A 26842-nucleotide genomic window follows, 5' to 3' on the forward strand; every position below is an offset into this window, starting at 1 on the left:
TTCGACCAGTTGGACCTTCGCATTCTGGTAGGCTGCGAAACCTACAGCAGGAAAGCGGCCCTACGCCGCGTGGCGAACGTGCTGCACCACTTGCGGTTCCGTTTCAACGTTTGCGCCAATCGATCGAAACAGCAAACTGACTTCATACGGTTTGCTAACCACCAATTGGACTCCGCCCGCAATCGCCGCGCGAGTTTGTTCGCGTCGTGGCCAACTGGCCAGCCAAACATGTCGGCGTTGACGATTGCCCTCACCCATCGGTGAATCAAACGCAGCGAGTCGGTCGGACCAGTCGGATGATGTGGTCGGCCTTGCAGCCGATTCATCCCACCAAACGACGTCAACGTTTCGGCAAATGTTTGTACTCGGGCGTTTGCACCATAGGGTGGCTGCTCCTGTCGAAGCAGCAAGGTCCATCAAGGGCTGCGCGTTGGGCAAAGTGTTTGCCACGACAGCGATCGAAAACGTCGACCGCGGATTGATGACCGGCACGATGCCACAATCGCCAAGCCAGGTGGGCAGGTATTGGTTCCATTGAAACGCGTAGATTGTTCTTTCGCCAAAGGGCCCGACAGATCGGGGACGCTCACCGGCGCAAAGCGACCCGAGCAATTGGACCATCGTCGCACCGCGATAAGTCTCTTCGACCGCAGAGAGGTCTGCTTGGCAAAACTCCTCACGTGTTTGCCTGGTGATCACGACGCCCGCAACTCCCGACGCGGGCCGATCCAAACAGTCGCGTAGATTTCGACGCAGAGCTAACTGCGGAACAAGCGTTTCACAGTATTGGTAGATCTCGCGAAATTCGTTGCCGTCACGATTTCCGATCCACAACAAGGTTCCCGGCAAATGGGACTGTCGCTGGCCGCGCAGCGTACCGGGGTGAATCTGCTTATCGGCCGGGGGCCGCTGATTGAATTGTGCCATCACCTAACGTCCCTGTTGGTTATCGCAGAACGCATCATTCGTTGACGCGATCGCTGACTACTCTTCTTCTTCGTTATCCGCTTTGACGCGAACTTCGGCTTCATTGAGTAGATGCCAGGCATCCGCCGAAGATTCGCTTTCACGCAGCTGAATCAAAAATTCATCATCCGAAATCAATCGGCTCAATTGCGCCAGGATACGGAGGTGCGACGAATCATCGTAAGAGCAGATCAGAAAGAAGATGTCCGTCAATTGACCGCGGTCCGAAAACGGAATCGCTGACGGACAAACCGCCAATGCAATCACCGAATCAGCCAAAATCGACGTCTGCGGACGCCGAGGGTGCAACAACGCCACGCCACAGTCCAGGGCGGTCGGATGCATTTGCTCGCGATTTTTGACTGCATCGGCCATCGCAGGGGCGTCCCACATCAGCCCAGATTTCGTGGCCAAATCGCACATCGATCGGATCACCGACCCACGCGTTCGAGCGTTCAGTGGGACGCAGGTGGTCTCAATCGTACACAGATCGGCGATTGGCCGCTCGACGGTGTCGGACGCCACACGATTGACGACTTCTTGCACCTTTTCCAGTTCATCCACGTCGCTCACACCGATGCGATCCTCCAGCCAGTGATGAATCTCGGCTTCGCTGAATCGCCAGCTTCCCCTGACCTTGCGACCGGGGATACGCCCCCGCACAGCCATTTGAGTCACCTTGTCAGGTGTCACATGCAGATACTGGGCTAATCGGGCTACGTCTAAGTCTTCCATCGAACAGTATCAGTTGCTTGCAAATCAGAATTGAGTGGAATGCGGGCTTTCCGAGCGAGCGGCATTGTAAGTGGCGGGGTATCGCAGCGGCACTATCAAATCTGTTGACGAACATGAAGTTTCTCTGCGTTTTTTCTTAAGTTCAAAGCATCCGCAGCCGGGACTCGCCTTGACCATAGCCATGACAAACAAGTAATCCCAAGGTGACCACCGCTATTCGTCCGTCGTTCGACGCGCTAATCAAACTGATGCTGCCCATCTCGCCAACGCAACCAGCCATGAATCCCAAGCTCGATCCGATCGAGAAAGGCTCAGTAGTGCGCGGCACGGCACAAACAAGAACACGCAGTATTCTGCTGCAAAGCGTCCGTCAGTCGTTGATCGCGACGATCGTTTTGTCCCTCCTGTCGATTACAGCACCGGCGGCCTTCGCTCAGTCGTCCCTCGAAACACCTCAGACGACCCTCGCGCCAATCGACGGCCTTTATCGTCCAGCAGGCCCCAGCGGTTTTCAACAAAACGGATTTCAAAACGGAGGACTCAACGCTGTTCAGCCCAATGCCTACGGCTATCCCAATTCGGCACCCCGGATTCGGCTTGGCAATTCAGGCGCGCCTTTTGATCCCTATTCGGCTGGTGGCGCCAGTGGGACGTTTGCACCAAGCGGTTACCCCACCGCCCCGATGATGGCCCCCAACCTGAACGGTCACGCCTACAACCAATCCGTCGCACCGCCACCTTTTGGCGGAATATTTGGTGGCACAAACAGTGGCGGCGGTGTTTTCTCCGGCGGTGGCACGCAAGCGCCTCCGGTATTCGGTAGCGGCGGAATGACAGGCAACGGAACTGCTTTGGGTGGTGGATTTGGAAGCACGATCTATCCGCAAACCGACATCGCCTCAGGTAGTCCGTCGACACTCTTTCCCGGAGGCCTTTTCGGCAACAACTTCGGCGGCAGCGTGTTCAATGGCGGATCGACGGGAACCTCCTTTCAATTGATCCAAGGTCCGCGAGTTCGTCACACTTATGTCTTTGGTGGTGACTCAGGCGACGATCTATCGACGAACGACACAGAAGTCTCGCTACCGTTTGCGTGGCCAAACTTCCTTGGTTCGACGCGCCCGATCTTTATCGTCCCCTCCTTTTCGTTGCATCTCTGGGACGGACCGCATACCTCGCGCGGAGCCGATCTCCCCGGCAATGCTTACAGTGCATTTCTGGACTTGGGTTGGCAAACCGATCCCAATCAGATGTTCGGCCTAGAATTCGGAGCACGAGTCGGTTCCTTTGCTGAGTTTGGTGTCTGGAACAGCGAAAGTTTGCGAGTCATGGGCAAAGGACTTGCTTCGTTCAGACTGACTCCGTTTTCGACCATCAAAGGTGGCGTCTACTATCTGGATCGCAATCGCTACAAGTTGCTTCCAGCGGGAGGCGTGCTTTGGCAGCCAAACCCTTACACACGATTCGACATCTTTTTTCCTCAGCCCAAGATCGCACGCTACTGGCGCACGGTCGGCACGCGTGACGTCTGGGGATACCTCAGTGGTGATATCGGCGGTGGCAACTGGGCTGTCAAACGCGACGACGCTGGGAGAACGACTGATTCGGTCGACATTAATGAAATCCGAATCATGGCCGGACTGGAATGGGGGCTGACCGATCTGATCCGCTCCGGGCGACGCAGCGGTTTTCTGGAAATCGGATACGTTTTTGACCGCGAGATTCGTTACGACGAAACCTTTGCCCAAGGCACCAACAAGACCTTTAACTTGGACGATGGCTTTCTGATTCGCCTAGGCATCGGATACTAGTCCGACACAACGATCCACCTGTTTGGCGAAAAGCGAAGTCGCCGGATCCAATGTCCAGCACGCGCCAACCGACTTGGGAAATCGTTAGAATGGGCGAAACGGCCTTTTCCACCATCCCATGACATTCACCATGCGACTCTTTCTGATTGCCAGCTTGGCGATTTTTGTGGGCAATATTTCTTACGCCGACAAACCCAACATTGTGTTTTTGATGTGCGACGATTTAGGCTACGGCGACATCAATTGCCTGGCTCCCGAGACGTGCAAAATCGACACCCCTGGCGCAGATCAACTTGCCAAAGAAGGCATGATTTTTACCGATGCACACTCCGGGTCGTCTGTTTGCACCCCCACGCGATACGGATTGATGACTGGCCGCTACAGCTGGCGCACACGATTGCAGAAAGGCGTGGTCACTGGTTTTGCGCCTAGCTTGATCGACAAAGATCGTCCGACGGTTGCCAGCTTTTTGAAGTCACACGGGTATCACACCGCCGTGATCGGCAAGTGGCACCTGGATTTTCAGTACCTCAATCCTCAGACCGGCGTTGCCTACAAAGCCAAAGACCACAAGACGCCGCCTGTCGGAGCCAAAATCCCCGACGGCCCCATCCATCGCGGCTTTGATTACTACCATGGGTTTCATCACGCGCGCAATATGAAAGCGGTGATCGAAAACGATGTCGTCATCGAACACGACGACGAGGTCAACATGCTACCGCGTTTGACGCAAAAATCCGTCCAGTACATTCGGTCTCGTAGCAAAGACTCCCAGCCATTCTTTCTCTATCTCCCACTTGGTTCTCCGCACACACCAATCGTCCCCTCGGCCGACTGGCAAGGCAAAAGTTCGCTTGGAAATTACGGTGACTTCGTGATGCAAACCGACAACGTGGTCGTGGAGCTCAACAAGGCGCTGCGTGATACCGGCTTAGACCAAAACACTTTGTTCATTTTCACCAGCGACAACGGGTGCTCAAGAGCCGCTGGCATTGACCAACTGGCAAAGCAGGGGCACATCGTCAGCGCTCATCTGCGTGGCTCCAAAGCCGACCTGTGGGACGGCGGACATCGCGTGCCGTTCATTGTTCGCTGGCCGCGCAAAGTGGCACCGGCGTCAACTAGCGAGCAACTGATTTGCTTGACGGATCTGTTCGCAACCACCGCCGACTTGATTGGCTCAGAAATTCCGTCCGACAGCTGCGAAGACAGCGTCAGTTTTCTGCCGGCTCTTTCGGGCCAACCCATTACGTCAACACGCCGCGGAGTCATCCACCACTCGTTCTCGGGGCATTTCGCCTATCGCACGGGGAAGTGGAAACTGCTTTTGGCAAAGGCATCTGGCGGTTGGAGCTCACCAAAGGAAAACCAAGCCTCTGCAGATGCTCCCAAAGCACAACTGTACGACATGGATGCTGATATTGGCGAAACAACCAGCCAGTTCCAAGCCCAGTCGCAAATCGCGGACGATCTATTGGAGCAGCTGACCAGCGACGTTGAGCGAGGCCGCAGCACAGAGGGCACCGAATCGAAAAATGACGTCAGCGATATCCTGCTTTGGAAAAGCGAAGTCGCCTCAAAACGGAAAAACAAAAAGCCAAAGAAAAAGTAGCCACCACGAATCGGACAGCGGCCTGGAGCGATCCGCTGTCCGCTTTGCAAATTCCAGGGTTTGTGATTGCGCGATCCTATTCAGTTGGTTTCACCCAAACTGAATTGAGGAACGATTCAACTTGCCACATCGTCCAATGAAAGTACTCGCCTCCATTTCGTCCGTAGTTAAAAAAACTATGCCCTGCACCGGGGTAGATCGTGACTTCGCATCGACTCCCCACCGCTTTCATTCTTGCCTGAAATGCGTCCAGCATTTTGGGAGTGATGATATGGTCCTCGCTACCGGACATCACCAGCGTTGGCGGCAAACCAGCACGGACATGATGTGCTGGTGAAAAAGTCATGGGATCGATTCCTGCGGCTTCACACTTCTCGCGTCCGCCCTCCCAACCTTCGACGAGGTCGATTGCTGGGTTAAATAGCACCATTCCGCGTGGTGAATCGGTGATTGCCGGATCGTTTTCCAAAGCGATCGTCAACAACGCCAGCGACAGGTGCCCGCCCGCAGAACCGCCACCAATCACTAGGTTGGCTGGATCGATTTGATGCTCAGCGGCATTATCGATCAGCCATCGATACGCTTTCCGAGCATCTCGCAAAGTGTCGGCCGGCGTTACGTCACCCTTGGGAGCGCGAAAGTGAACAGACACGGTGTGGATCCCGCGGCGTTGCAGATACACACATTGAGGCGCCAAGATTGCGGGGTTTCCTCCCCAGCCACCGCCATGGAAAAACACCACGCAAGGACGCTTCTCGCCGTCCTGGATATCCAACGGCGAAAACAGCCAAAGCCGATGCTGTGCGATCGATTCGTCGCCGTATACCAGTTTCTTGCCCGTCTCCAGCAGACGCTTGTTGATTCGATTGGTCTCTTCGCGTCCCGCCGGCTTGTACGTCAGATCATGCTCGCGATTTCCGTAGGCATCGACGAGTGGCGGTTCATCGGCGTCAGCCAACGTTTGCTGCATGAATTTTGCAAGCTGCTTCGCCGCAGCGCGGTCATTGTCGTTCATCAACAAAGGATCGACAGTGATTTCTTCCAACGGCTTTTCGGTCAGTCGAAAAAGCCGTCCATCGCGAAACAACTTGTAGTCCTTATTCACGGCAAACACATGCCTGCGAAAGCGTTCTTTGTCCCACCCCGGTCGCGAGTCATACCAAAAGAAAGCGGTTTCGCGCTGCGGACCTGGTGTACTGAACAGACGCGGCGCAAAACTGATGCCGTCGCGTTTTGCATTGTCCGGCATTGATGCCCCCGAAAGATCCATCAAGGTGGGAACAAAGTCGGATGCGTCGACCAACGCGTCGCTTGTCCCCGGCGCGATGTGCTCCGGCCAATGAGCAATCAACGGAACGTGAATCCCCGTTTGTTTGGGAGTCGCCTTACCACCAGCAATGCTACGTCCATCACTTAACTGTGACCGGACATCCAAATGGGTTCCGTTGTCGCTGTAAAACAGCACAATCGTGTTGGAGTGCATGTCCCTTTGCGACAATCCCTGCATCAGATTCCCGACGGAGGTGTCCATGTATTCGATCATATCATCGGAATACTTCAACGCCGTCTCTTGTGGCTTAGTCGGATCCCAACTTTCGCTGTGCGGTGTCGGCTGGAACGGCCAATGCGGCAAAGCCATCGGGTAGTAAACGAATTTTGGCTGACTGGATTCCTCGTCCAAGAACTTCAGAATTTGCTCCACCCAAATGTCTTCGCCGTAGCGACCCTCATACGTTTTTAGCGTTCCCGCTTCACCTCTGCGACCTTCCAGCATGGTTGGATTGGCGTACCGCGAACCTTTGTCCTCGGTGTGCAGGGCATGGAAAAGTGAATAGCGATCAAACCCTGCATCCTTGGGGTGCATGCCTGTGCTACGTCGCTTCTCTGCACCCGGTAGATCCGGCGGATCGTACGACTGAAGCTGCCACTTCCCGAAGATGCCAGTCGTGTATCCGGCCGCCGACAGTGCGTGCCCAAAGGTCTTTTCGTTGGGATCAAGAATCCCAAATGACATCCAGTTGCGATGGTTGTATTTGCCGGTCATCAACTGCACACGCGTGGGCGTGCAGAGTGGTTGGGCATGCGCGTGTGTGAACCGCATCCCGTTAGCCGCCATCGCGTCCAAGTGGGGCGTTTTATACGAAGTGCCTCCGTAGCATCCCAGCCCTTCGATACCAACATCGTCCGCCATGATCAAAATGATATTGGGCGGATCGTCAGCAATCGTTTTCGCGTTCGTCGTGGCAACCAATGCCAGCGCAAGGACAACGCAGCGAGTAAAGTTCAACACAAATGGGCTCGTTCTAGGGTTACGCAGGGGGGCGGCTTTCGATGGAATCGCATTCCATTTTAATTGTGTTTAGTCTCACTTGTGCTCCGACACGTCAGCTTTAATGCTCTGCACATGCGATTCCATTTTCGCTTTTAATCGAGCGACGATTTCTGGGTGATGACCGGCGACATTGTTCTGTTCTCCGATGTCGTCTTTTAAGTTCGCCAAAAACAGCTTGTCGACGTTCGACGGGCGTTGCCGCGACGTGGTGTCTTTGACATTACCCAACAACTTCCAGTCACCCTGGCGGACGGCCCACTGCGGGTTCTTGCCGCTGCCGAGTAACCAGAAAAAGTGATCGTGAGGACTGGCGGCTTTTTCGTCGTTCAACACCGACTTCAAACTCTTTCCATCATAAGCTCGGTTTGGCATTTCGATGTCACACAGGTCTGCGATCGTGGCAAACCAATCACATCCAGTTGCGACTTGCTGACGAACTTCGCCGCTTGGTATCGCTCCTGGCATCGACGCGATCGACGGAACACGAATACCGCCTTCGAACAAGCTGGCTTTTGCTCCACGGTACGGCCCCGCATTCCCGCCGCCCCAGAACGCGCGTTCTTCGGTCGAATGCCCATGGTCTGACTGAAATACGATCAGCGTATTTTCACGTAGCCCCAGTTGGTCCAGCTTGGCTATCAGCTCACCAACTTTTTCATCGACCGTCGAAACAAACTCTGCATACTGGCGTCTGGGCGAAGGCAGATCCTGATAACGCTTCCGCCATTGGCTCGTCCCCTGCATCGGATAGTGCGGTGCGTTGATGGCCCAATACAGAAAGAAGGGCTTTTGCTGATTGGATTCGATGAACGCCTGTCCTTCATCGACCATCAAGTCCAGAAAGAATTCACCGTCACGAAAAACTTCGTTGCCGTTGCGCCAGAGATCATGGCGATTGGGACCATTCCAATAAAAGAAATGCGAATAGTTGTCGATGCAGCCGCCCATGTGCCCAAACGAATAATCAAAGCCTTGGGCGTTGGGCATCGTTTCATTGGTATAACCTAAATGCCATTTGCCGATATGCGCGGTGGCGTAACCAGCGTCTTGAAGAAGTTCGGCGATCGTAATTTCGCTTGCCGGCATCCCTGCGTGCCCACGATGTGACGACACATTGCCTGGAACACCTGCTCGCGCCGGAAAACGTCCCGTCATCAATCCCGCCCGCGATGCAGAGCAGATTGCCGAAGGCGAATACATCTGTGAAAATCGTACTCCTTGGCTGGCAAGCTGATCTAAGTGGGGCGTCTCCAAATCACTGGAACCGTAGCAATTCAGATCCAGACTCCCTTGGTCGTCGCTGTAGATCACCACCACGTTAGGGCCAGCTGACTCCGACTCGCCGGCCGACAGCATCCAACAAGTGATCGCAAGCAAGACACTTCGACCCCAGCAAACCGCATTCGCTTTTGACATCAGCACACCATCGATTTTTGTGACCAACCGGAAAGCCACCACTGTAATAAGTCGCATTGCCACCGGTGCGCAACTTGGCGTCGAATCGCAACGACTGTTCCGAATTTGCGAGCTGAAATCACGTGTTTTCTGTCACAAGTAAGTCCATAAACGGACGGCCGCTCTGCTGCAACCTAGATTTCCCACGACAACCGGTCATTTCCAACGCGTTTTTGTTTCCAACTGTTCTTGATGACGCTCACGATGAATATACTCCCGCCCAAATTGACTCAGTCCAGTACGGTTCTTTCTGGCACGACTCAGTTCCTATGCACACTTGCTGTTACGAGCGTGATCTGTCTTGTCAGCGCTGGCTGTGAAGACATGGCAGGAGCCGTAATGGAAAAGGCGATCGAAAGCGATGTAGGCGGAAGCCCCAAACGTGCGTCTTTTGCGGCAAAGTTCCGCAGAGTCAAAGAAGAATGCCCCGTCACGGTCAACGAATACCTGACGTTGGAGTGGGTAAAAATGAAGGGTTTAAACCGAATCGAATTTCGCTACCGGGTGTCCGAATCAGGTCGCCCTTTCGTCAACATGAACAAGTGGATGGATCTGAATCCGGAGATCATCCAACGCACCGCAGATAGCCCATTGGCCGAATCGGTCGAAGCACTGGACCTCAGTGTTGACCACGTATTCAAAGATACCGATGGCATCCAAATGTATTCCAAGACGGTTACAAAAATGGATCTCAAGAAAGCGAAACTGAAGGCCGCCGTGGCAGAAAAGCGAAAGAAAGCCGAAGCCAAACTGGCTCAGACAAAAGCGAAAGCTGACGCTGCAAAACCAAAGGGGCTGACGATCACAACCCTGGATGCAAGCTCTGCTTTTGACAGCGTCGATGTCACCAACCCCGTCATGAACGGTGGCAGCTCAACAACACAAGTCAAAAATGGCCAAGCGTCCAGCACAACCGACGACTGGACCCCCGAACAATGGCAGGGCCCCGAGCGAAACAGCTCTAACCCAGCCGGTGTGCAAAGTAACCCGTACGCCAACTAGATCCAACTTCCTGCCAAGGAATGTCAACTCAGGTCGCGGAAAATCACTTTTTGATTTGTGACGGTTCCAGCGGCCATACGTGCGAGCTCGTCGCCAATTCGCGGTAGTGTTTCTCTAGCTTTGCACGCAATTGATCGACTAGTTCACGATTGTCCGCCGCCAAGTCGTTTGACTCCGAAACATCTTCGCGTAAGTCATAAATTTCGATGTCGGTCAACTTGGCATCTGCAACCAGCGTCTGCGTTTGGTTCGTGACATTCTGCACTTGCGCGACTTCGCCACCTGACAACTTGGCTAGCACTTTGTATTTTCCGTCGCGCATGGCAACGCGATGTTCGTTGGTTGCGTTGTAGTACGCCCACACAAGCGGCTTGTCGCGAACGAGTGGCTGGCCATCAAGCACCGGCAGGAAATCGATTCCGTCCAGTGCCACACCCGATGGAGTTTCGGTTTCGGCAAGCCGACAGAACGTGGGCAGAAAATCGAGCGATGAAACGGCCGTCGAACTAGTTTGCCCGGCTGCAATTCGCCCAGGCCAATTCATGATCCCGGCCACCCGAAAACCGGCCTCCGTCGTATGAAGTTTCATGCCGCGGAGCACGCCAGGCTGTCCGTACGATCGCTTGGCTCGCTGGTATCGCTTCAGAGTTTCCGGGCCGTTGTCGGACGTAAAGATCACTAGCGTGTTGTCTCGCATTTTCATTTCGTCCAATGCGTCCATGAAACGACCGACCGCAGAATCAACATTCGCAACATTGGCAAAGTACTCGGCCTCGTCTCGGTTCTGGCTGACGCTCATGTATTGCTGGACCAACTTGGGAGGCGACGCGACGGGTTCGTGCGGTTCATGAAACGGCATGAACACAAAGAACGGCCGCTCGTCATTCGCTGTTTCTTTTAGCCACCCGATGGTTTCATCGACGACGATCTGACAGCTAAATCCGTCCACCTTGCCAATCGGCTTGCCGTTGCGAACAAAGTTGACGGGGCCATCGTGAGTAGGACTGGCGTTGTTCTGGGTTGCCAGCCAATGGTCAAATCCAAAGTCACCTGGCTGCGGTTGCGTGTCCGAATTGAACTGGCTGTTGCAGTGCCACTTGCCTGCCATGCAAGTCCGATAGCCAGATCCTTTTAGCAAAGCCGGGATCGTGACTTCGCTCGATCGCATATGCACTTGTTCTCGCCCGTCGGGACGCGGCTTTGAACCGGGGGGGATCCAATCGTAGACACCAGCCCGATTAGGACTGCGGCCCGTCAGCAAACCGACGCGTGAAGGCGAACACACCGGCGCGGCCGAATAGAAATCCGTGAATCGAATCCCTTCCTGCGCTAGCTGATTCAACCTTGGCGTTTGAAGATGTTGATGCCCGTAGCACTGCAAATCGCCGTAACCAAGATCGTCACACAGAAACACGACGATGTTGGGACGATCCTGGGCCAACGCAGCAGACACGGCAAACGAACTAAAAAGCAGTGCCTGAAAAATCGGCGACTTCAATATCCAAGAGCACATAGGGGCTTGCCTTTGATCGAAACGAAATGGGGTTCCGTCAGGCTAACGGCGTCTGAAGCCAGCGGCAACTAATTTGCCAGCCATTGGCAAGATTGTTTCGATGATCGATTTCGCGTAAATTCTGGTGTCTGTCGGTCACTCAGTCGATCGATGCACTCGGGAACTCGGTTCGACCGCGTTATTAGCCGAGCCCACCTCAAAACCTATCGGAGTTGCTCACTTGTCTTGTTTCAAATCTTCGTTTGCCATTTGGGTGCTGCTTTGCCTGGCAGGATGCAATTCAAAAACCGCAGCACCGGTCGCGGGAACTTCAGCTACCGAATCAGCCGCCACCGAAAACGCTCGGCCTGCTCAACCCGCGGACGATCCTGATGTGCTGCAAGCCGTCAAATCGGTAACGGATAAGATGCGTGTCGACGGTGGGAATGTGATCGAAATTGATTTTCGTGGCCAAGAGATTGACGACTCCGCGGTCGCCAACCTGGAAAAACTGCCACGACTTCGCAGCCTGCTGCTTGCAAAAACCAAGATCACCGATGCCGCTCTACAGAGCATTGGCAAAATCACCACGCTAGAGAATCTTGATGTGCGTGAATGTTCGATTTCGGATGCAGGATTGGCGCATCTGACGGGGCTTTCAAAATTAAAAGCCTTGCGAATGTCCGGAAAGGATGTCACCTGCGATGTCAGTGATGACGGAATGGAACACGTTGCGAAGCTTCCTAATCTGAAAGTGCTTGTCCTGGATTTTTTGTGGGTCAGCGAAGACGGCTTGGCAAAGCTAAGCGATCAGAAGCAACTTTCTGAACTTTACATGGCAGGCACCACCATCGGCAACGACGCCATCAAGGTGATGTCTCAGTTTCCCAAGCTCAAGAAACTGCGAGTCGCAAGCTGTCCGATCGACAACGATGCGATGCAGCACTTTCTCGGATTGCCAAACCTAGAAGAATTGGATCTGAGCGAGTGCGCCCAGTTGGACGATAGTGGAATGGCACCGCTGAGCAAGCTGTCCAAACTGAAGAAGCTAAATCTCTGGCGGGTAAATCTGACCGACCAAGGCATTTCGCACCTCGCTGGCCTGACGAATCTGCAATGGCTGAATCTGGACAACACGCGGCTTAGTGATGACGGAACGAAGTATCTGAGCGGATTAGAAAATGCCACTTTCATGCACTTGGGCTCGACTCAAATCACCGACAAAGGGCTCGCGGCGCTGGAGCCGCTTTCGTTGTTGAAAGACCTGATTGTGACGCGAACGGGGGTCACCCAAGCGGGTGCTGACAAGCTCAAGGTAAAGCTACCCGAGACGAAAATCCAGTTGAAGTACATTGCTGGTCAATAAAGTACCGCGGTCTTGCGGCTCAGCCGTCACGGTCAAAGCAGCAAACTTTGCTTGACCGGAGTCACTCTCCTTGGTCAACCGCATATGAAGCTGTGTCACTGAAGTTGCCGATAACGCGATCATAGCAAGTCCATTGAAGCTTGCTGATCGTTTTCTCTGCGACGCGTTTCAAAATGACACGGCCATCTTGGAGTCATATAAATAGCGTCGCTCGAGGACGCTGGGTCGAAATCCTTGCTGCTGCAGGGATTCCCGCCGACCGACTGGATGGACGTGGTCACGCTTGTCCGCGATGCGGTGGCAGCGACCGCTTCAGCGCGTTTGAAAACATCCAACAGCGCGGCGCGGTGCATTGCCGACACTGCTTTACCAGCGGAAGTAGTATCCGCCCGGGCAATGGCATCGCAACACTGATGTGGTGGGCCGGCGGCACGTTCACGTCCACACTTGATTGGCTAAGCGACCATCTAGGCGTCGGCGAAGCGAGTGGTAGCGGACACAATCGCGATTGGATCGGCGCATCAGGATCGCCAACTCATCAGCCCGCCAAGCCACGTGAATCAACCGCCGCAGAAGTTCGCCGAATGACGCAGCTGACATCGCACGCGATGCGTTGCATCACAGCCGTCCAATTCCACGAACTATCGAATCACCTGGGAATCAGCGAATCAAGCTTGCGGTCACTCTGCGTCGGCTACTCTACCGACTATCAGGCGACGACGTGGCCGATGCGAAATAGCCAGGGCGACGTGGTGGGCATTCGACTTCGCAGCACGGTGGATGACAAAAAATGGTCGGTCCGCGGCAGTCGATCCGGTTTGTTTTTGTCGCGGAATCATCGCCCCGACGGAGAGCGTGTTTTTATTGTCGAAGGACCAAGTGATTTGGCAGCGGCACTGGACTTAGAGATCGCCTGCATCGGTCGCCCTAGCTGTTGCGGAGGCACTCACCAGATCGGTCAGTACCTTGCACGCGTAGGCTACCGGCAGGCAACGATCATCGCTGACCGCGACGAAGCGGGAATTGCCGGCGCGATGTCTTTGGCCAAGCGGCTTTCGATGCGGGGAGTCACGACAAGCGTCGTGACGGTCGCCGATCACGCCAAAGATTTACGGCAATGGCGACAGAAAGGTGCCACCAAGACCGATGTGCAAACTCTCGACGTGATTCAGCATTTTGCTGCAAGACCCATCAGCGAACAACTGAATTTTGATTTCGCAGCCTGAAACGCAGCGTGCTTCAGCTCCGCGTAGTCCAGCGTAATTCGGCGTAACAACGTCGCATTCAATTTGCCGGCGCAAAAAACGCCTTAGATGTCGATATCTGCCGGAGCATCATTGCTTTGCTTCTTCTGCGATTCGAGCAACCGTTTCTTTAGCTGTTCGACCTGCTTCTTCAAGTTGCCATTTTGCTTTTGCTGCTTCTTCAATTGCTCACCAAGTTTGACGGCATTCTGATCCGACTTTTTCTTGGCAAGCTGAAGCTCTTGAATTGTCTTCTTCGATTTTGCGAGTTCGTCTTTCGCCTTTGCCCTGTCGATGTTGGCCTTCTTGACTGCTTCTTTGCTCATTTTCTTCGCATCGGCAATCGCTCGATCGCGAGCCTTGACGATTTTGTCTTGAGCAGATTCGTACGCTCGTTTTTGCTCGGCTGCAGCTTCGGCAGCTCGTTTTGTGGCCAACTCCGCTGCTTCACGAGCCTTGCCTGCGTTTTGTTTCGCTTGCGTTCGCGCCTGCAACGCTAACTTTTCGGCGTCCTCCAAAGCCACCTTGTTTTGCTTCGCGGCTTGGATGGCTTCTTGCCTCTCTTCTTGGGCAGCACTGAGTTGCTCTTTCAGGTCAGCCAACTGGCTTTCGATCCGTGCGACCGACTTCTTTGTCTCCGCGTTCCTTTGTGCCATCGCCTCGCGTTGCTGCATCGATTTCTGCTTTGCCAAAGCGGCCGCTTCCTGAGCCTCCTTCATTTGACTTTGCAGTTCGACCAATTGCTTTTGAGCCTCCTTCAGTTTTGACTCCGCTTTGTCGGCACGAATTGATGCTACTTTCATCTCATTATGTACGTTTTCGTTAGCGGTTTCCTGCGAATCAACTAGCTGCTGCGACTTTTCCGATGCGGCCGCGTGTTTCTGCGATGCTTCCGTCGCCTCTGCCAACTGGGCTTCAAGATCAGCGATCCTCGAACGAAGCGAGGGTGTGATCGCGTCCGCACTGGACTGATAGTCGACTTGGGAAATGGGTTGATCGCTGGATGACTGTTGCAGGACCTCCGCTGCTGTCAGCAAAGCAGGTTGCGATGCCAAAGCCTGCCCATCGTACAAATCGACGACTTGATACTCAGTTTGGTGCTGAACCTGGTAGCCGACTTGGCACGCACTGCTCGGTTCGATGTATAGCTGTGCAGCGACGACAGCAACGCTTCTTGTTGGAATCGCGAAGGTGACGTCTGCGGCACACTCGTAAACCACCGGCACGGCCGCCAGGAACGAATCGCAACCAATCGTCGGAGACAATTCCGCAGTCTCACTGACATAAACCGATGCTGTTTGTTGCGGACATTCATTGACCATGCACGGAATGGACTGCTGGCAACTACCAACGGCACAACAGTTTGCTTGGTTGCATATCGGCTTTCGCTTGGCCAAGAAACACGGGCCCGATGCGGTGCTAGGAATACACAGTGCCAATAAAGACAAAAACGTGATGCAAATCGAGAAGCATTTCATAGTCAGTTCCATTGCTAGATTGTCAAACTTGATGAGGGTCCTGATCGTCTCCCTGACTCGGTGCATGTCATGCTTGCTCTCCAAACAAGTACGAGCCTAGCGGCAGCAGAAGAGTCGCCCACAATATGGGAGTTCTGGACGCTGCGTGCAAATCGCCGCATAGAGAATCGCCGCATAGAAAATACGATCAAGTCGAGCTGGCCACGGTGATACGCGGCAACGTGCCATCGAAAGAACTCTTCGACCGCATCAATCGACAGCCAGCTTGTCCCTCATCTCTGGAACAACAGATCAGGGCACGACATGATCGGTCCCCTGCAATTCATTGACGGCGCGATTGACGACACGGACGATGTATTTGTTGGGCTGATTTTTCAGGGCTGATTTTAGATCATCCAGCGCATCGGCTGCCTGATCATCCATTTCGTCCAAGACGATTGCCGCTGACAATCGCCCCCACTGGTGCTTGCTCTGCAGTTCTGACTTCAATACATCGAGTGCTGCCTCCGTTTCCCCCAACTTCGCTGCGGCTCGTGCAGCCGCGATTCGAACACTGGGAGAGGGATCTTTCAACGCAGCCAGCACTGGCATTTGGGCCGACGAAGCGTCTTGGCCAACATTGCCGATCCCGGTTGCCGCCCAGTAACGCACCGAAGGATCGTCATCCTCCAAAGCAGACAGCAGGTCATCGAGCATCGCTGGCCCCTGCGATGCCTTGGTTGCAATGTCGACCAAGCGTTCTAGCTTGGAAGCCGAATCCTGCCCGCGATGCAAAATTGCGAACCGCGAACCAGCCGATTCTTCTTGGATTTCGATTTCAGCTTCCGGGATCAATCCAATGTCGCCGATTTTGTTCTGCCAATCTTTCAATGCACCTCGCATCTCCGCCAGCTTGTCGACCAACGCTGGATCGTCCGCCAGATTGTTGATTTCATGGGGATCGGACTCGCAGTCGTAAAGCTCCTCGACGGGCTTCACAGCAGCGCTGAACAACGCCATTGTGGACGACAGCTTGCCGGCAGTTTCAGCCTGCCGAATTTCGCGCATCGTGGCGCCTTTCTCCGGCGTATTCATGTACTGATAGTAAGGCTTCAACGGTTCAAAATTTCGCACATAGCGATAACGCTTATCCCGAACAGTGCGAATGATGTCGTAGCGTTCGTCCATGCGGTCACGTGCGCCATAGACATAGCGTCGCGGCGACGGCAAATCTTTCCCCAAAAATGGTTGACCTTGTGATCGCTCTGGCAAATCGACGCCGGCAAGATTCAAAACCGTCTGCCCAAAATCCGTCGTATCGATCAACCGATCATCAACCGTCCCGCTGCGACCTTGGCCATCGACTTGAAACGCATCCGGGATTCGGACCACCAACGGAACACGAGTCCCTGAGTCGTAGAGCCATCGTTTGGCCCGCGGGAGGCCGACACCATGGTCGGACCAAAAAAAGATGATCGTGTCGTCGTAGACATCGGCATCTTTCAATTCTTGGATCAAGTCGCCTGCCCAAGCGTCCATCGCGGTGATTAGTTCATAGTTACGTTTCCAATCTTCGCGAACAATTGGCGTATCGGGATAATAAGGTGGCAAAGTCGTCAGAGCATCCCCATCTTGTCGCTGATCGGCGTTCAGATCCTGGGTCACTTTCTGGTACTTGTCCTCGTTCTCGATGCCGCTTTCGTGACAACCCGTGAAATTAAAAACAGCGAAAAAGGGCTGATCGTCGTTGCGATTTTTCCAGTGCGCTTTGGAACTGCATTGGTCCCAGATCGCTTTCTTAGAAGGCTGGGTGAATTGATAGTCCGTCTTGCTGTTGTTGGTGCAATAGTAACCGGCCTCTTGCATCAACTGAGGAAACGGCTTGAGCCATGCAGGTAGCTTGGCGTCGCATCGCATGTGATGCGTGCCGATGCTGTTTTGATAAAACCCTGTGATGATGGACGATCGGCACGGAGCACAAACTCCAGCCGCCGTAAACGCGTGGCTATATCGAACACCCTCGCTCGCCAGCTGATCAATGTTTGGCGTGATGGCGTGCGGATCGCCGTAGCAGCCAAAATGCGGACTGATGTCTTCAGCCGAAATCCAGATGACGTTTGGCGTTTTTGCAGAGGCAGCGACGTCAAACAACGTGCTCGCAATCAACGCAGTCGCAAAGAGCGTCACGGTCAAAACAATCGGTCGTCTTATCATTGATTTCAGTCGTCCAAGGAAGAGAAACTATTGATGGGGAGCCGCGTAAGGATTGTCGCTTGGCTGGTCAGCCAGCGGACGGCCGTCAAAATTGCGAGACAATGGCCCGCTCGGTTGGCGATCGACAAACACTGCTCTGATTACCAAGACATACGCGGTAATACTCAGTGCGTAGCTGAACGCATTGGTCAACGAAAACACCGTCAAAAGCTGAGAGTTGTCAAAGTAACGCATCACCGCGAAATGCAAGATTCGATTTCCGACGGTCGAGGTCAATAGCAGCGAAAAAGCCCAAAGCAGCAGCGAAGCAGGGCGACCGTATTGTTGACGTTTCATCGCGATGTAAATGATCGCTCCGACCAGGAACAAAAACCCGCCAAGTGAGACGATCGATTGCAGCAACATAGGAATCCACTCGAGACCTGCCGACATTCTGTATTCCTTTGCACTGCGATGATGCGTCGCGAATTCGTATCGGACCGGCCGAGCGGTGGTGTTGTCCAGCATCTGCCCACCGCCTGGCCAGCTTTCGTCACCGGGGATGCTGGGCGACATCGACATTTAACGTCAGCTATCATAGCCAAGCCACCCAAGTCGTGCTGTAACCAACTCATCGCGTCCTTCACGCCGAACGTCGGCTTGGCGTAGAATAGAGCGCATGCCGGGGCTGTAAAAAACTCGGGAAATCCTCAACGACCAACTCGTCAACTGCGACACTTTTGACGAAGACATTCCCTGCAGTCAGGAACACGCGGATGAAACTTTGCTCATGTTTAACACTGACGCTGGCACTAGCGTGTGTTGTCGGCTGCGATGAACCATTAGACGAATCGTTATTGAACGAGCCGCCTGCTGTCGCCGAGGCCGCGCCTGTTGACGAAGCCGCGGTTGAGGGTGCCGCGGTTGAGAACGCCTCCGAATCACGCCCCGTCGTGACGATCGACGACACACAGTCGGAAGCACAGTCTGAGAACACAGACGAACCAACGCAAAAAACAGTGCGGGGAAGCTACAACGCTCTCAGCCCCAATGCCGCGTTTGTGCTTTTGCGAAAAGGCACCGAACCACCTGGCGATGGCGGCTACACCCTGACCAAAGACCCCGGGACGTATATCTGCCGCCAATGCAATGCGATGCTCTATCGAGCCGATCAAAAATTTGAGAGCCATTGCGGATGGCCCAGCTTTGATGACGAAATCAAGGGAGCAGTCCGGCGGCTACGTGATCAGGACGGCAGACGAGTCGAAATCGTTTGCGCGAATTGTGGGGGACATCTTGGGCATGTCTTTCAGGGCGAACGGCTGACCAAGAAGAACGTTCGCCATTGTGTGAATTCGATCTCGATGAAGTTTGTTTCCAAAGGCAAACCGCTGCCGGCAAAGATCGTTGCAAAACCCACTTCCGCGCCGGAAATGCCCGAGGAAAAGGTTACCGACAAGGCCGCCGCTCGCCCCCAAGAATGACCCAGTGGTTGGCCGCGGTTGATTTCATTGCGTCAATTCCATCGCCTTCACTCCACTCGCCCAACCATTCGCGAAGTTCGTGGCGAAAGTTACCCTGGAAAAGGCAATGCTTTTCTGACGCGGCCTAATTCGTCAACTATGATGTGGCATCGAAGCGATTGACACGCTTCAGAGCGTCCTTATCTGTTGCCTAAGACTTGCCGTGACCCGCGTCCTGATCACCGCCTTCGAACCGTACGACCGCTGGAAAGAAAACTCCAGTTGGCTGGCGCTGGTGGATTTCACGGGTTGGTACGACGGCGAGCTCGACGTGACCACACGGCGCTACCCCGTCGATCTCGGACGGATGAGCGAAAAACTGCGTGACGATCTACGCAGCGACTTTGATTTGGCAATTCATTTGGGCCAATCGCCTGGTTCGCCATTGGTCAAAGTCGAATCAGTGGGCCTGAACGTCCGTAGCGATGGGACACCGTTGATTCAAGACGCACCGGCCGCATACCGTTCGACGCTGGATCTGGTGCCGGCATCGCGACTTCTGACTGACGCTGGCATCCCCAACGAATTGTCACATCACGCGGGAACCTATTTGTGTAACGCAGTGATGTTTTTGAGCCATCATTACATTACCGAAATGAACAACCACACCAAAACGGTCTTTGTTCATTTGCCGCTCACACCAGCTCAAGCCGCCAAGGATGCCGGCCGACTTGCCAGCATGAGTACGCCAATGTCGAGCGCGGCAATCGCGATGATCATGGAACAGCTAGCAACCCAAGTCTAGACTCGCCCAGTTTCAATTCGCGAGACACGGCTTCAATTCACGAGACACGGTCGCCTAGCGCTGCTCTAAGCGGAACCCGCTGGCTCCAGTCAATTGGCCGAGTCAAACGCAGAAGTTCAGTTGCAGAAATGCAATCGCAAGAGCCCTGTTTCTACCACAGGGCGTCAGGTTTCGAGCTTCAGCGACGCCGTATCAATTTCCCCAGATGCGGGAGCACAACTCGATTCTTTGGCGAGTCGATCCGTGCGAGCGGCAGGTTCGCTGCAAGGTTGCCGCCAATTTTTGCCTTGCCCGCTTGACCGGTGGTCCTACAATTCCGCCGCATCAACGCATGTTCATTTCATTTTTTGCTTGGGAAGAGTCTTTATGTCCGTTTCGCGTCGCCGTTTCATCGGAACCACCGCCGCCATGTCCGCCTTGGCAGCCACCCCTGCTCTGGGAGCCCGTTCAAGCGCGCTTGATCAGACAGACTTCGCTGGCTCGATTGATTTAAACAGTGGCCCCGTCAACGGACCTCGCGTTGAAAAGATCATGCTCTTGGCGTCGCAGTATGCGCTGCGAATGGAACACTGGCACTTAGGCACCGAGCATCTATTTTTTGCACTTGTCCAAGAGTCGGAACTGTCCGGCAGCCACTGGATCGATGATCTAGGGATGACATCTGAAGAAATTGACTGCGTGATCAACTACGTCGTCGGATTTGGCAAAACCACCGACCGCCCGATGCCTACTGCATCGGATTTGATCGCTTCGGACAATCTGGTCGCTTGCTTAGAACAATCGACTCAAGCTGCCGCCGAATTGGGGCACAACGCCATCGAACCCCAACACTTGATGCTGGGAATCATCGACTCGTTCGGAACCACAGCAAACATGCTGCTCAACGAGATGTGGATCGAACGCGGCTCCATCCGGCACGTCGCACTTGAATCACTCGGTGCTTAATGCCTTCTGATCCGCAGTAGTCCATGCTTAGCGGCGACCTTGTACTTCGCCGCTCGCTACTCGGATCGCTTCATTGGCAATAATGTGCGGCGTATTGAGCCCCTGCACGTAGCCTTGGCTACCGGCGATCGTCACTTCGCTGTTGATGTGGTGTCGCAAGTTGACTCCGGGCGACGGGGTCACGTAAGCGATCGTGTTGCCGAGATTATCCGTCAAAGCATAAGGCGGACTGTTTTGGCGAGCCGAGTAAACTTGCACCAGATAGCCTGATGCGGCAGGAGTTGGTGGAGTGACAGGCTGTGGCAACATTTGGCTGGTGGTATTGAGCACTCCCTGCGGCACTGCTTGTTGCCCGACAACTTGCTGCCGCGTTCCTTGCTGCAACGCTCCTTGGTTGAGCAGCGTGCCGTGACCATCCAACGTTCCCGAGGCAGGAACATTTGCGCTGGCTGTGATCACGGGAGAACCCAGATTGTTGGTGGCATAACCGCCGCCATTGGATCTCATCGCATCGGCGTTGAATCCGTCAGCGCGAACAACAGCTTGACCGTCACGTCGTTGTGCGATCCGTTGGTATTGCACGACGCGCTCGTTTAACAAACGAGCCCGAGCCGTTATCAAATCGTCGCCGCTCGACGAAGCCAACTGACCAGCCGCTTCGGCAATCGGTTGTGTTTCGATCGCAGTCGCACTGCTGGCCATCAATCGCGAAAGCATCAGATGCAACTGCTCGACGCTCGCGTCTCGAGCTTCGGCTGCAATCGATTGGATCGATGCTTGTGAAACGACCTTCGGAGTAGCCACATTACCGCCGTTGTCGATCACAGCTTGAACTGGAACAACAGGATGTCCGTACGCGTTTCTCTGTCCTGACATGGCCAGCGAAGCAGGCAACGACTGGTGAAGTGGGGCGGCATTGGATTGTCTTGCTGCTCCTACGATCCAGTTTCCATCGTTTGCAACGTCGGCTGATCCGGGTGCAGCTGTCTGAACAGTCGAACCGATATCAATCAACCGAGGTCGACTGACAAAATCAGCCGCAGCCAGTTGTGGTTCGCTGCGGATCGGCGCTGGTAAGGATTGAGTTTGCCCCGGTGTCGCTACAGCGTAGTTTGGCTGAGCAGGATTGGCGGCGGTTTGATTTGCATTTGTCTGCCACTGTGAACGAAGACCACTGCCGACGGTATCAGCACTGACGACTTCGGATCGCACTGCGACAGGCACCTGAGGCCGCGGCGCGGCGCTCAGCACGGGTGCGTGCTGAGCAGGCACGGGCTGCAACGCGTTTGCGTCGGCGGTGTTTTTGACAAGTGGCTTGGTGCGTCGTGATGACGCTTGATTCGCTTGTGTCAAACGGTCCGCGTCGCTGACCATGGGATCGTTGGCTCGCCGCGTCGATGACAGCAGTTCGGAAACTTGCATTTCCAGCTCGCGTTTTGCGGCCGGTTCGATGCTGGCGACTTTGGGCGCGGCTTTGGTTTTGTCTGGCATCGCCTTGGCCAAAATCGATTTGCCACGATCAGCCAAGTTGCCGAATCGCGACATCGATGGCTTGGCATCCGATTCGGTATCGACGGTGGCAACCGTATCTGCAGCGTCTTGTGTGCTCTCAGTGGCTTTGGCTACCAGCTCTTCGGCCGACTGCACCACTTGATCTCGGTGCACCCAACGAAATTCGCCTGACGGGGGTACAATGCGATACCAAAGCTGAGGTCCATCGGGTCCTTCGCGTTCACTGCGACCGATGATCGAAACAGGCTCGCCTTCGGCCAACTGCACTTGCCAGCGGTATCGCTTCGCGCGTCCCAGATTGGTTCCAATCCAAGCAACGGTGCGGTCTTCGATCACTTCGCCCGATTGGCCACGATCCGATGTTTTCACAGTCGAGGCGGGCACCCAGCAAAAGCTTTCTTCGGGTGGACGGACTCCTAACCAGCCGTCATCCGTTTCCACGTAGACTTGCAGCTTTTGTCCGTGACGTAGCGGATCAGTGCGATAGTACTCGCTCGATGGCCCGCACCTTGCAAAGGCTTTGTCGTACGAGACAAAGACGGAGTAAGGTTCGCTTGCCAAACCTTCGCCGGCGTCCGACGTTAACGCGGACGTGCAAACCGCCGTCGCAATGACGACCGCCAGGATGGCAAGGTTGGACAGAGAGATCAAAACAGTGCGTGGAGCCGTTTTCATCGCGAAGGTTTCTCGTTGACGCAAAAGGAGCACGAGCCCAAACGCCATCCAACAATCGATGACATTTTTCTCGTTGCAAAAGCATTCCAACGTCCTCGATAGCGAAGTTCGATCGCCCGGCACAAGACGAATCCCAATACATTGCAAGCAAAACGCAGTCAAGAACCAGTGCAGTCGATGTTTACCCGGCCAACTGCCACCGCGTACACTATTGGGCTGACCGAGCCATCATTGCGTCCATCAAGACTGACCAGACGCCGATACTTTTACGCCTGTCAAACGCCCACTTTTCCATTTTCGTTTTCATGTGCATCTTGATCAGTTGCGAATCCGGTGGCGCGAATCTCCCGGCTCAGCTTCTGCGATCACACCCGTCGGCAAACGAAACGGACTCTCCGCATCCAGAGTCGACCGCCAACGAAGCGGTGACAGCCAACAAAAAACTTTCGGGCAACGCTGACGTCGCGGCCCAATACGCCTCGCGCCGCATGTCGGAGCGATTGGGTGCTCCGCTGATGCAGTATCAGTATTCACTCGACGCGATCGATGTGACCCGGTCGCTGCGTCATCCCAAGCTCTTTTCCAAAGATGCTCGGAAACTGTCCGCAGACGATCGCCAGCAGCTGATCAACGACTACTACCTTCCTTACCGATCGGCGGTCAAGCACTCGCTTCGGCAAATGATGCGGCGTCACCGTTACGTGGTCCATCTGTCGGTACGGACGTTTGATCTGCTAGGCCCCAAGCAAAAGCGTCGTCGAGCGGATGTGGGATTGCTGTACGATCCGGCCTGCGACGACGAATCCGACTTGAGTGCTGACTGGGCCGAAGAGCTTTACTTTGAAGCGGACATGCTAAAAATCCGTCGAAATTATCCACGGCGCGGAACCGTCGAAAGCTTGACCAAAGCCATGCGATCCGAGTTTCAAGGCCAACAAACCGGGCCAGCCAGAAACACGAACCAGACGTATTTGGGCATCGAGATCTTGCTCAATCGAGCCTGGGCGGGGCGAGCGATCCAAGTCCGTGATACCGCCATCGACCAACTGTGCGACACCCTTCGTGCTGCTTTGCAGCTCCAGCAGAGCGAAGCAGCCTGAGCGGCTAGCCCCCCCAACCGCCCAACAGTCCGAATCACCGCTACAAAACCGCCCCTAGCGAACCCAAACCGGCCTGGCTGAGTCATTAAAATGCGAACGGCCTTGCGACCAGCCCAATCCCCGCTAAAATCTCGCTTCCAAGTTCAAGCTGCGGCGGTTCAAACCGCAACAGCCAACCAACTAGGCCCAAGCACCCCTAGCTCAACTGGATAGAGCATCGGTCTACGGAACCGAAGGTTAGAGGTTCGAATCCTCTGGGGTGTACTTGCTTTTACGGGGCCAAACGACTCTCGAAGCCGTTTTCGGAATTGACTGGTCAGCAAATTACGCTGTCCATACCTCATCTGAGGCAACCCGGATGGCGTATCAGCCGGATTTCTTCCCGGGTGGTTTCATAGCACGGATCGCTGCAATCTGAGCCGATTCGTCTTGATGCGTGTATCGCATTGTCGTTTTGATGTCTTTGTGACGGGCCGGCTTCATAACCGTCGGTGCGTCGGCTCCCGAGTCACAGGCCTTCGTCACAAAGGTGTGACGCAGTGCCTGGAAGTCCGCGAACTCGCCAATTTCGTCCTGGTAGGGCAGGCCCGCAGCCTCAAGATCCTCTCGCATCATGTCAGCGGTCTCGCGTTGGGCGAGTAACGGGAACAGTGGCTCGCCCGGCTACAAGCTCGAGACCTTGTCCCGGATCGTAGCGACCATTTCCGGATGCAAGAAGACAGTGTCGACCTCGCGATGCTTGCTGTCGGCAGCTGAGACGATCAATCGCGGAGGTTCGTCGAATATAAACGATGCCGCCGTTAGGCGGGCAGCTTCACCTCTGCGTAGTCCTGTCGTTCTTACCAATTCGTATAGAAACTCTCTCTACGGCCCCGTCATGCCTTCAATGCACTTAGTTGAGTTAGCGGCGGCAGGAACTAGAAGTAAAAACTCCTCGTCGTTCAACGATCGTCGCGGATGCCGAATATCGACCTGCACATTCCACATCGGCAGGTGCACCAACGGGTCTTCGTACTTGAAACGAACGCCCAGGCGGCGAAGCCCAATGCCTTGTTCATCATGTCCGTTGACCAAGGCTTTTGCGATTTTGGTTTCACCGGGAATCCGGCGATCCGAACGTGCCATCTCGATCAACCGGCCGCAGTGTCGGCTGTCTTTGCAAATTTTGTCGTGGCTCCGGCCTGTTCGTCTTTGCGGATACAGCGTTCTTTACTGGCGAGAGCATTCAGCCACCAGCGAGTGGGCGTGCCCATGCAGGGCAGTCTTCATCCCTACGAGGCTCTCATGTCTGCATGGCTCAGGCCTGCTGGCTATGACACATTCTGCTCAGGCAAGCGTGATCTGGGCGACCACTTCGCTTCTCTTCCTGGGAGGTAGCGCGCGGAAGCCGCATGACGCATTTCGTTACTCGCGTGTCGCAAAAACGCAGTTGCGTAGCGTTTTTGTCGAATACAGTTGACTTCGCAAATCAGAAACAATTTTGCCGATTAAGTAGATTGCGTGACCGACAGGCTTTCTTGGTTCAGCTATACTGAACGGATATATCGCTATTATTAGTGCACGAATCTGCGTATTTCGATGGCCGATTGTGCCTCCAACGAAACGAACACCACATGAACAAATTGTACCAAGCATTCACTTTTTTAATTCTGCTGTCTGTGTCTGTTGCTGATGCCAATGCAGATTTAGTTCTCATGATGGATGATTTTAGCGCAAATACCGTTGAACAAAGTACACGTTTTAATAATGGAGATATTGATTCGGGCAACTGGATAAAGCGCAACGCTGATTGGTCCGTGACAGGCGGTGCGCTGGTGAACCCAGGGAACGATGCGGATGATGAAAGAGGTGCGCATCTGATTAATTCGGTAACCAGCACGGATACAAGCCTGACGCAGATCAAGGTTTCGTTCGACTATTCGGTAGGGGCAGGAACCACGCTGTATTTCTCTTCCAGCCTGTTTACTGGAGACCCTGCTGCTGCCGGCTTAAATGCGAGAGTGACCCAAACGAACGGCGCATGGTTTGCTAGCGACTTTAATAACGAGAGTGGTTCTTTCGGCGGTTTTGTCGGCTCAGATTACAACCTCAACGATGGAAGCAACCCTTCAGGCGGCACTGGCGGTGCCCTCGCTTCATTTGCCGGTGCAACTACCGGGACGTTTAGCCAGACTTACGATATTTCAGGATTTGGCGGCGGACCCTTCAGCATTGCTGATGTCAACCATGTGATGGCCGTTTTCACATCGAACAACGATACCACTGGTGGCGAAATCTCAGTCACCAACTTCAATATGACGGCAACTGCAGTCCCGGAACCGTCCTCATTCGCCTTACTCGGTGGTGCTCTCGCTTGCTTCGCAGCCGGACGTCGCCGACGCCGCGCAAAGGCCGCAGGCTAGTCGACTTTGTCATGTCAAATCCCCGGACGCCCACGCGGCATCCGGGGATTTTTTTTCGCGCTCTGAAACATTGGTGCGGGAGTAGTCAACGCACGAGACGAGCTAAGCGAGCGTTGCCCGAACCAATGATTGAATATCAGGAAATGGTGAAACGAAAATCAAACGACTCAAAACTGCAGTGCTTACTCTGCTGGTATGCGTTCTCGCAATTGCGGTCACTCCCCTATCTGCTTCGGCAGACCAGCGACCCAATGCCCTCATCTTCTAGGTGGACG

The 26842-nt window shown here is 54.5% G+C and carries 22 protein-coding genes and 1 tRNA gene; 12 read left to right on the forward strand and 11 right to left on the reverse strand.

All coding sequences use genetic code 11. The features are described from left to right. Window positions 1-60 precede the first annotated feature (60 nt). Both K239x_RS23875 and K239x_RS23880 read right to left on the reverse strand, forming a co-directional pair. Window positions 61-927, reverse strand: coding sequence for a hypothetical protein (locus tag K239x_RS23875; RefSeq protein WP_145420845.1), 867 nt, complete (start codon window positions 925-927; stop codon window positions 61-63). Between the two features lie 57 nt (window positions 928-984). Then, window positions 985-1701, reverse strand: a complete 717-nt coding sequence (locus K239x_RS23880; protein ID WP_145420846.1) for a PTS sugar transporter subunit IIA — start codon at window positions 1699-1701, stop codon at window positions 985-987. Between the two features lie 278 nt (window positions 1702-1979). Here K239x_RS23880 and K239x_RS23885 point away from each other — a divergent pair, with 278 nt between their 5' ends. Both K239x_RS23885 and K239x_RS23890 read left to right on the forward strand, forming a co-directional pair. Beyond that, a complete protein-coding gene (locus K239x_RS23885) occupies window positions 1980-3512 on the forward strand; it encodes a hypothetical protein (RefSeq protein ID WP_419189332.1) in 1533 nt (510 codons plus the stop codon). A gap of 130 nt (window positions 3513-3642) precedes the next feature. Continuing rightward, the gene (locus K239x_RS23890) at window positions 3643-5124 is read left to right on the forward strand and encodes a sulfatase family protein (RefSeq protein WP_145420847.1); all 1482 of its coding nucleotides are present in this window, start codon (window positions 3643-3645) and stop codon (window positions 5122-5124) included. Between the two features lie 76 nt (window positions 5125-5200). On the opposite strand, the gene K239x_RS23895 is transcribed toward K239x_RS23890, so the two are convergent. Together K239x_RS23895 and K239x_RS23900 are read right to left on the reverse strand one after the other, a co-directional pair. After that, window positions 5201-7414 (reverse strand): sulfatase-like hydrolase/transferase, encoded by a 2214-nt coding sequence (locus K239x_RS23895; RefSeq protein ID WP_145420848.1) that lies wholly within the window; start codon window positions 7412-7414, stop codon window positions 5201-5203. A gap of 75 nt (window positions 7415-7489) precedes the next feature. After that, window positions 7490-8929 carry a sulfatase-like hydrolase/transferase gene (locus K239x_RS23900; RefSeq protein ID WP_419189333.1) on the reverse strand — a complete coding sequence of 480 codons (1440 nt, stop codon included), beginning with the start codon at window positions 8927-8929 and terminating at the stop codon, window positions 7490-7492. A gap of 186 nt (window positions 8930-9115) precedes the next feature. On the opposite strand from K239x_RS23900, the gene K239x_RS23905 reads away from it, so the two are divergent. Continuing rightward, the gene (locus K239x_RS23905) at window positions 9116-9913 is read left to right on the forward strand and encodes a hypothetical protein (RefSeq protein WP_145420849.1); all 798 of its coding nucleotides are present in this window, start codon (window positions 9116-9118) and stop codon (window positions 9911-9913) included. Between the two features lie 43 nt (window positions 9914-9956). On the opposite strand, the gene K239x_RS23910 is transcribed toward K239x_RS23905, so the two are convergent. Further along, on the reverse strand, window positions 9957-11426 hold the full coding sequence (locus tag K239x_RS23910) for a sulfatase-like hydrolase/transferase (protein ID WP_145420850.1): 1470 nt from the start codon (window positions 11424-11426) through the stop codon (window positions 9957-9959). A 220-nt stretch (window positions 11427-11646) separates the two neighbouring features. Between K239x_RS23910 and K239x_RS23915 the strand changes: the two genes are divergently transcribed. Together K239x_RS23915 and K239x_RS23920 are read left to right on the forward strand one after the other, a co-directional pair. After that, window positions 11647-12771 carry a leucine-rich repeat domain-containing protein gene (locus K239x_RS23915; RefSeq protein WP_145420851.1) on the forward strand — a complete coding sequence of 375 codons (1125 nt, stop codon included), beginning with the start codon at window positions 11647-11649 and terminating at the stop codon, window positions 12769-12771. 173 nt (window positions 12772-12944) lie between these two features. Then, on the forward strand, window positions 12945-13997 hold the full coding sequence (locus K239x_RS23920; RefSeq protein WP_145420852.1) for a primase-helicase zinc-binding domain-containing protein: 1053 nt from the start codon (window positions 12945-12947) through the stop codon (window positions 13995-13997). Between the two features lie 83 nt (window positions 13998-14080). Here K239x_RS23920 and K239x_RS23925 read toward each other — a convergent pair whose 3' ends face one another. From K239x_RS23925 to K239x_RS23935, 3 genes are all read right to left on the reverse strand, one after another. After that, entirely contained in the window at window positions 14081-15337 is a 1257-nt protein-coding gene (locus K239x_RS23925; RefSeq protein ID WP_145420853.1) for a coiled-coil domain-containing protein, read from the reverse strand. A 447-nt stretch (window positions 15338-15784) separates the two neighbouring features. After that, window positions 15785-17686: a sulfatase-like hydrolase/transferase gene (locus K239x_RS23930; protein ID WP_145420854.1), complete on the reverse strand. Its 1902-nt coding sequence runs from the start codon at window positions 17684-17686 to the stop codon at window positions 15785-15787. Window positions 17687-17713: 27 nt separating this feature from the next. Then, on the reverse strand, window positions 17714-18247 hold the full coding sequence (locus tag K239x_RS23935; RefSeq protein WP_145420855.1) for a hypothetical protein: 534 nt from the start codon (window positions 18245-18247) through the stop codon (window positions 17714-17716). Between the two features lie 194 nt (window positions 18248-18441). On the opposite strand from K239x_RS23935, the gene K239x_RS23940 reads away from it, so the two are divergent. The 3 genes from K239x_RS23940 (at window position 18442) to K239x_RS23950 (ending at window position 20878) form a co-directional block, all read left to right on the forward strand. Beyond that, a complete protein-coding gene (locus K239x_RS23940) occupies window positions 18442-19149 on the forward strand; it encodes a methionine-R-sulfoxide reductase (protein ID WP_145420856.1) in 708 nt (235 codons plus the stop codon). A gap of 202 nt (window positions 19150-19351) precedes the next feature. Continuing rightward, entirely contained in the window at window positions 19352-19933 is a 582-nt protein-coding gene (locus K239x_RS23945; protein WP_145420857.1) for a pyroglutamyl-peptidase I, read from the forward strand. Between the two features lie 366 nt (window positions 19934-20299). Next, a complete protein-coding gene (locus K239x_RS23950) occupies window positions 20300-20878 on the forward strand; it encodes a Clp protease N-terminal domain-containing protein (RefSeq protein ID WP_145420858.1) in 579 nt (192 codons plus the stop codon). A 27-nt stretch (window positions 20879-20905) separates the two neighbouring features. Here the strand turns inward: K239x_RS23950 and K239x_RS28925 are convergent, their stop codons facing one another. Then, window positions 20906-23065, reverse strand: a complete 2160-nt coding sequence (locus K239x_RS28925; protein WP_419189334.1) for a hypothetical protein — start codon at window positions 23063-23065, stop codon at window positions 20906-20908. 305 nt (window positions 23066-23370) lie between these two features. Here K239x_RS28925 and K239x_RS23960 point away from each other — a divergent pair, with 305 nt between their 5' ends. Further along, window positions 23371-24165, forward strand: a complete 795-nt coding sequence (locus K239x_RS23960; protein ID WP_145420859.1) for an N-formylglutamate amidohydrolase — start codon at window positions 23371-23373, stop codon at window positions 24163-24165. Between the two features lie 190 nt (window positions 24166-24355). Beyond that, window positions 24356-24429, forward strand: a tRNA-Arg gene (locus tag K239x_RS23965). Window positions 24430-24531: 102 nt separating this feature from the next. On the opposite strand, the gene K239x_RS23970 is transcribed toward K239x_RS23965, so the two are convergent. Both K239x_RS23970 and K239x_RS28930 read right to left on the reverse strand, forming a co-directional pair. Further along, window positions 24532-24780, reverse strand: a complete 249-nt coding sequence (locus K239x_RS23970) for a tyrosine-type recombinase/integrase (protein WP_145420860.1) — start codon at window positions 24778-24780, stop codon at window positions 24532-24534. Between the two features lie 249 nt (window positions 24781-25029). After that, window positions 25030-25290 carry a hypothetical protein gene (locus K239x_RS28930; protein ID WP_419190131.1) on the reverse strand — a complete coding sequence of 87 codons (261 nt, stop codon included), beginning with the start codon at window positions 25288-25290 and terminating at the stop codon, window positions 25030-25032. On the opposite strand from K239x_RS28930, the gene K239x_RS23975 reads away from it, so the two are divergent. Together K239x_RS23975 and K239x_RS23980 are read left to right on the forward strand one after the other, a co-directional pair. Continuing rightward, entirely contained in the window at window positions 25225-25542 is a 318-nt protein-coding gene (locus K239x_RS23975) for an alkaline phosphatase family protein (RefSeq protein ID WP_419190113.1), read from the forward strand. The genes K239x_RS28930 and K239x_RS23975 overlap by 66 nt on opposite strands. A gap of 236 nt (window positions 25543-25778) precedes the next feature. Beyond that, window positions 25779-26567 carry a PEP-CTERM sorting domain-containing protein gene (locus K239x_RS23980; RefSeq protein WP_145420862.1) on the forward strand — a complete coding sequence of 263 codons (789 nt, stop codon included), beginning with the start codon at window positions 25779-25781 and terminating at the stop codon, window positions 26565-26567. Window positions 26568-26842 lie beyond the last annotated feature (275 nt).

The sequence above is a fragment of the Stieleria marina genome (assembly GCA_007741555.1).
Lineage (GTDB): Bacteria > Planctomycetota > Planctomycetia > Pirellulales > Pirellulaceae > K23-9.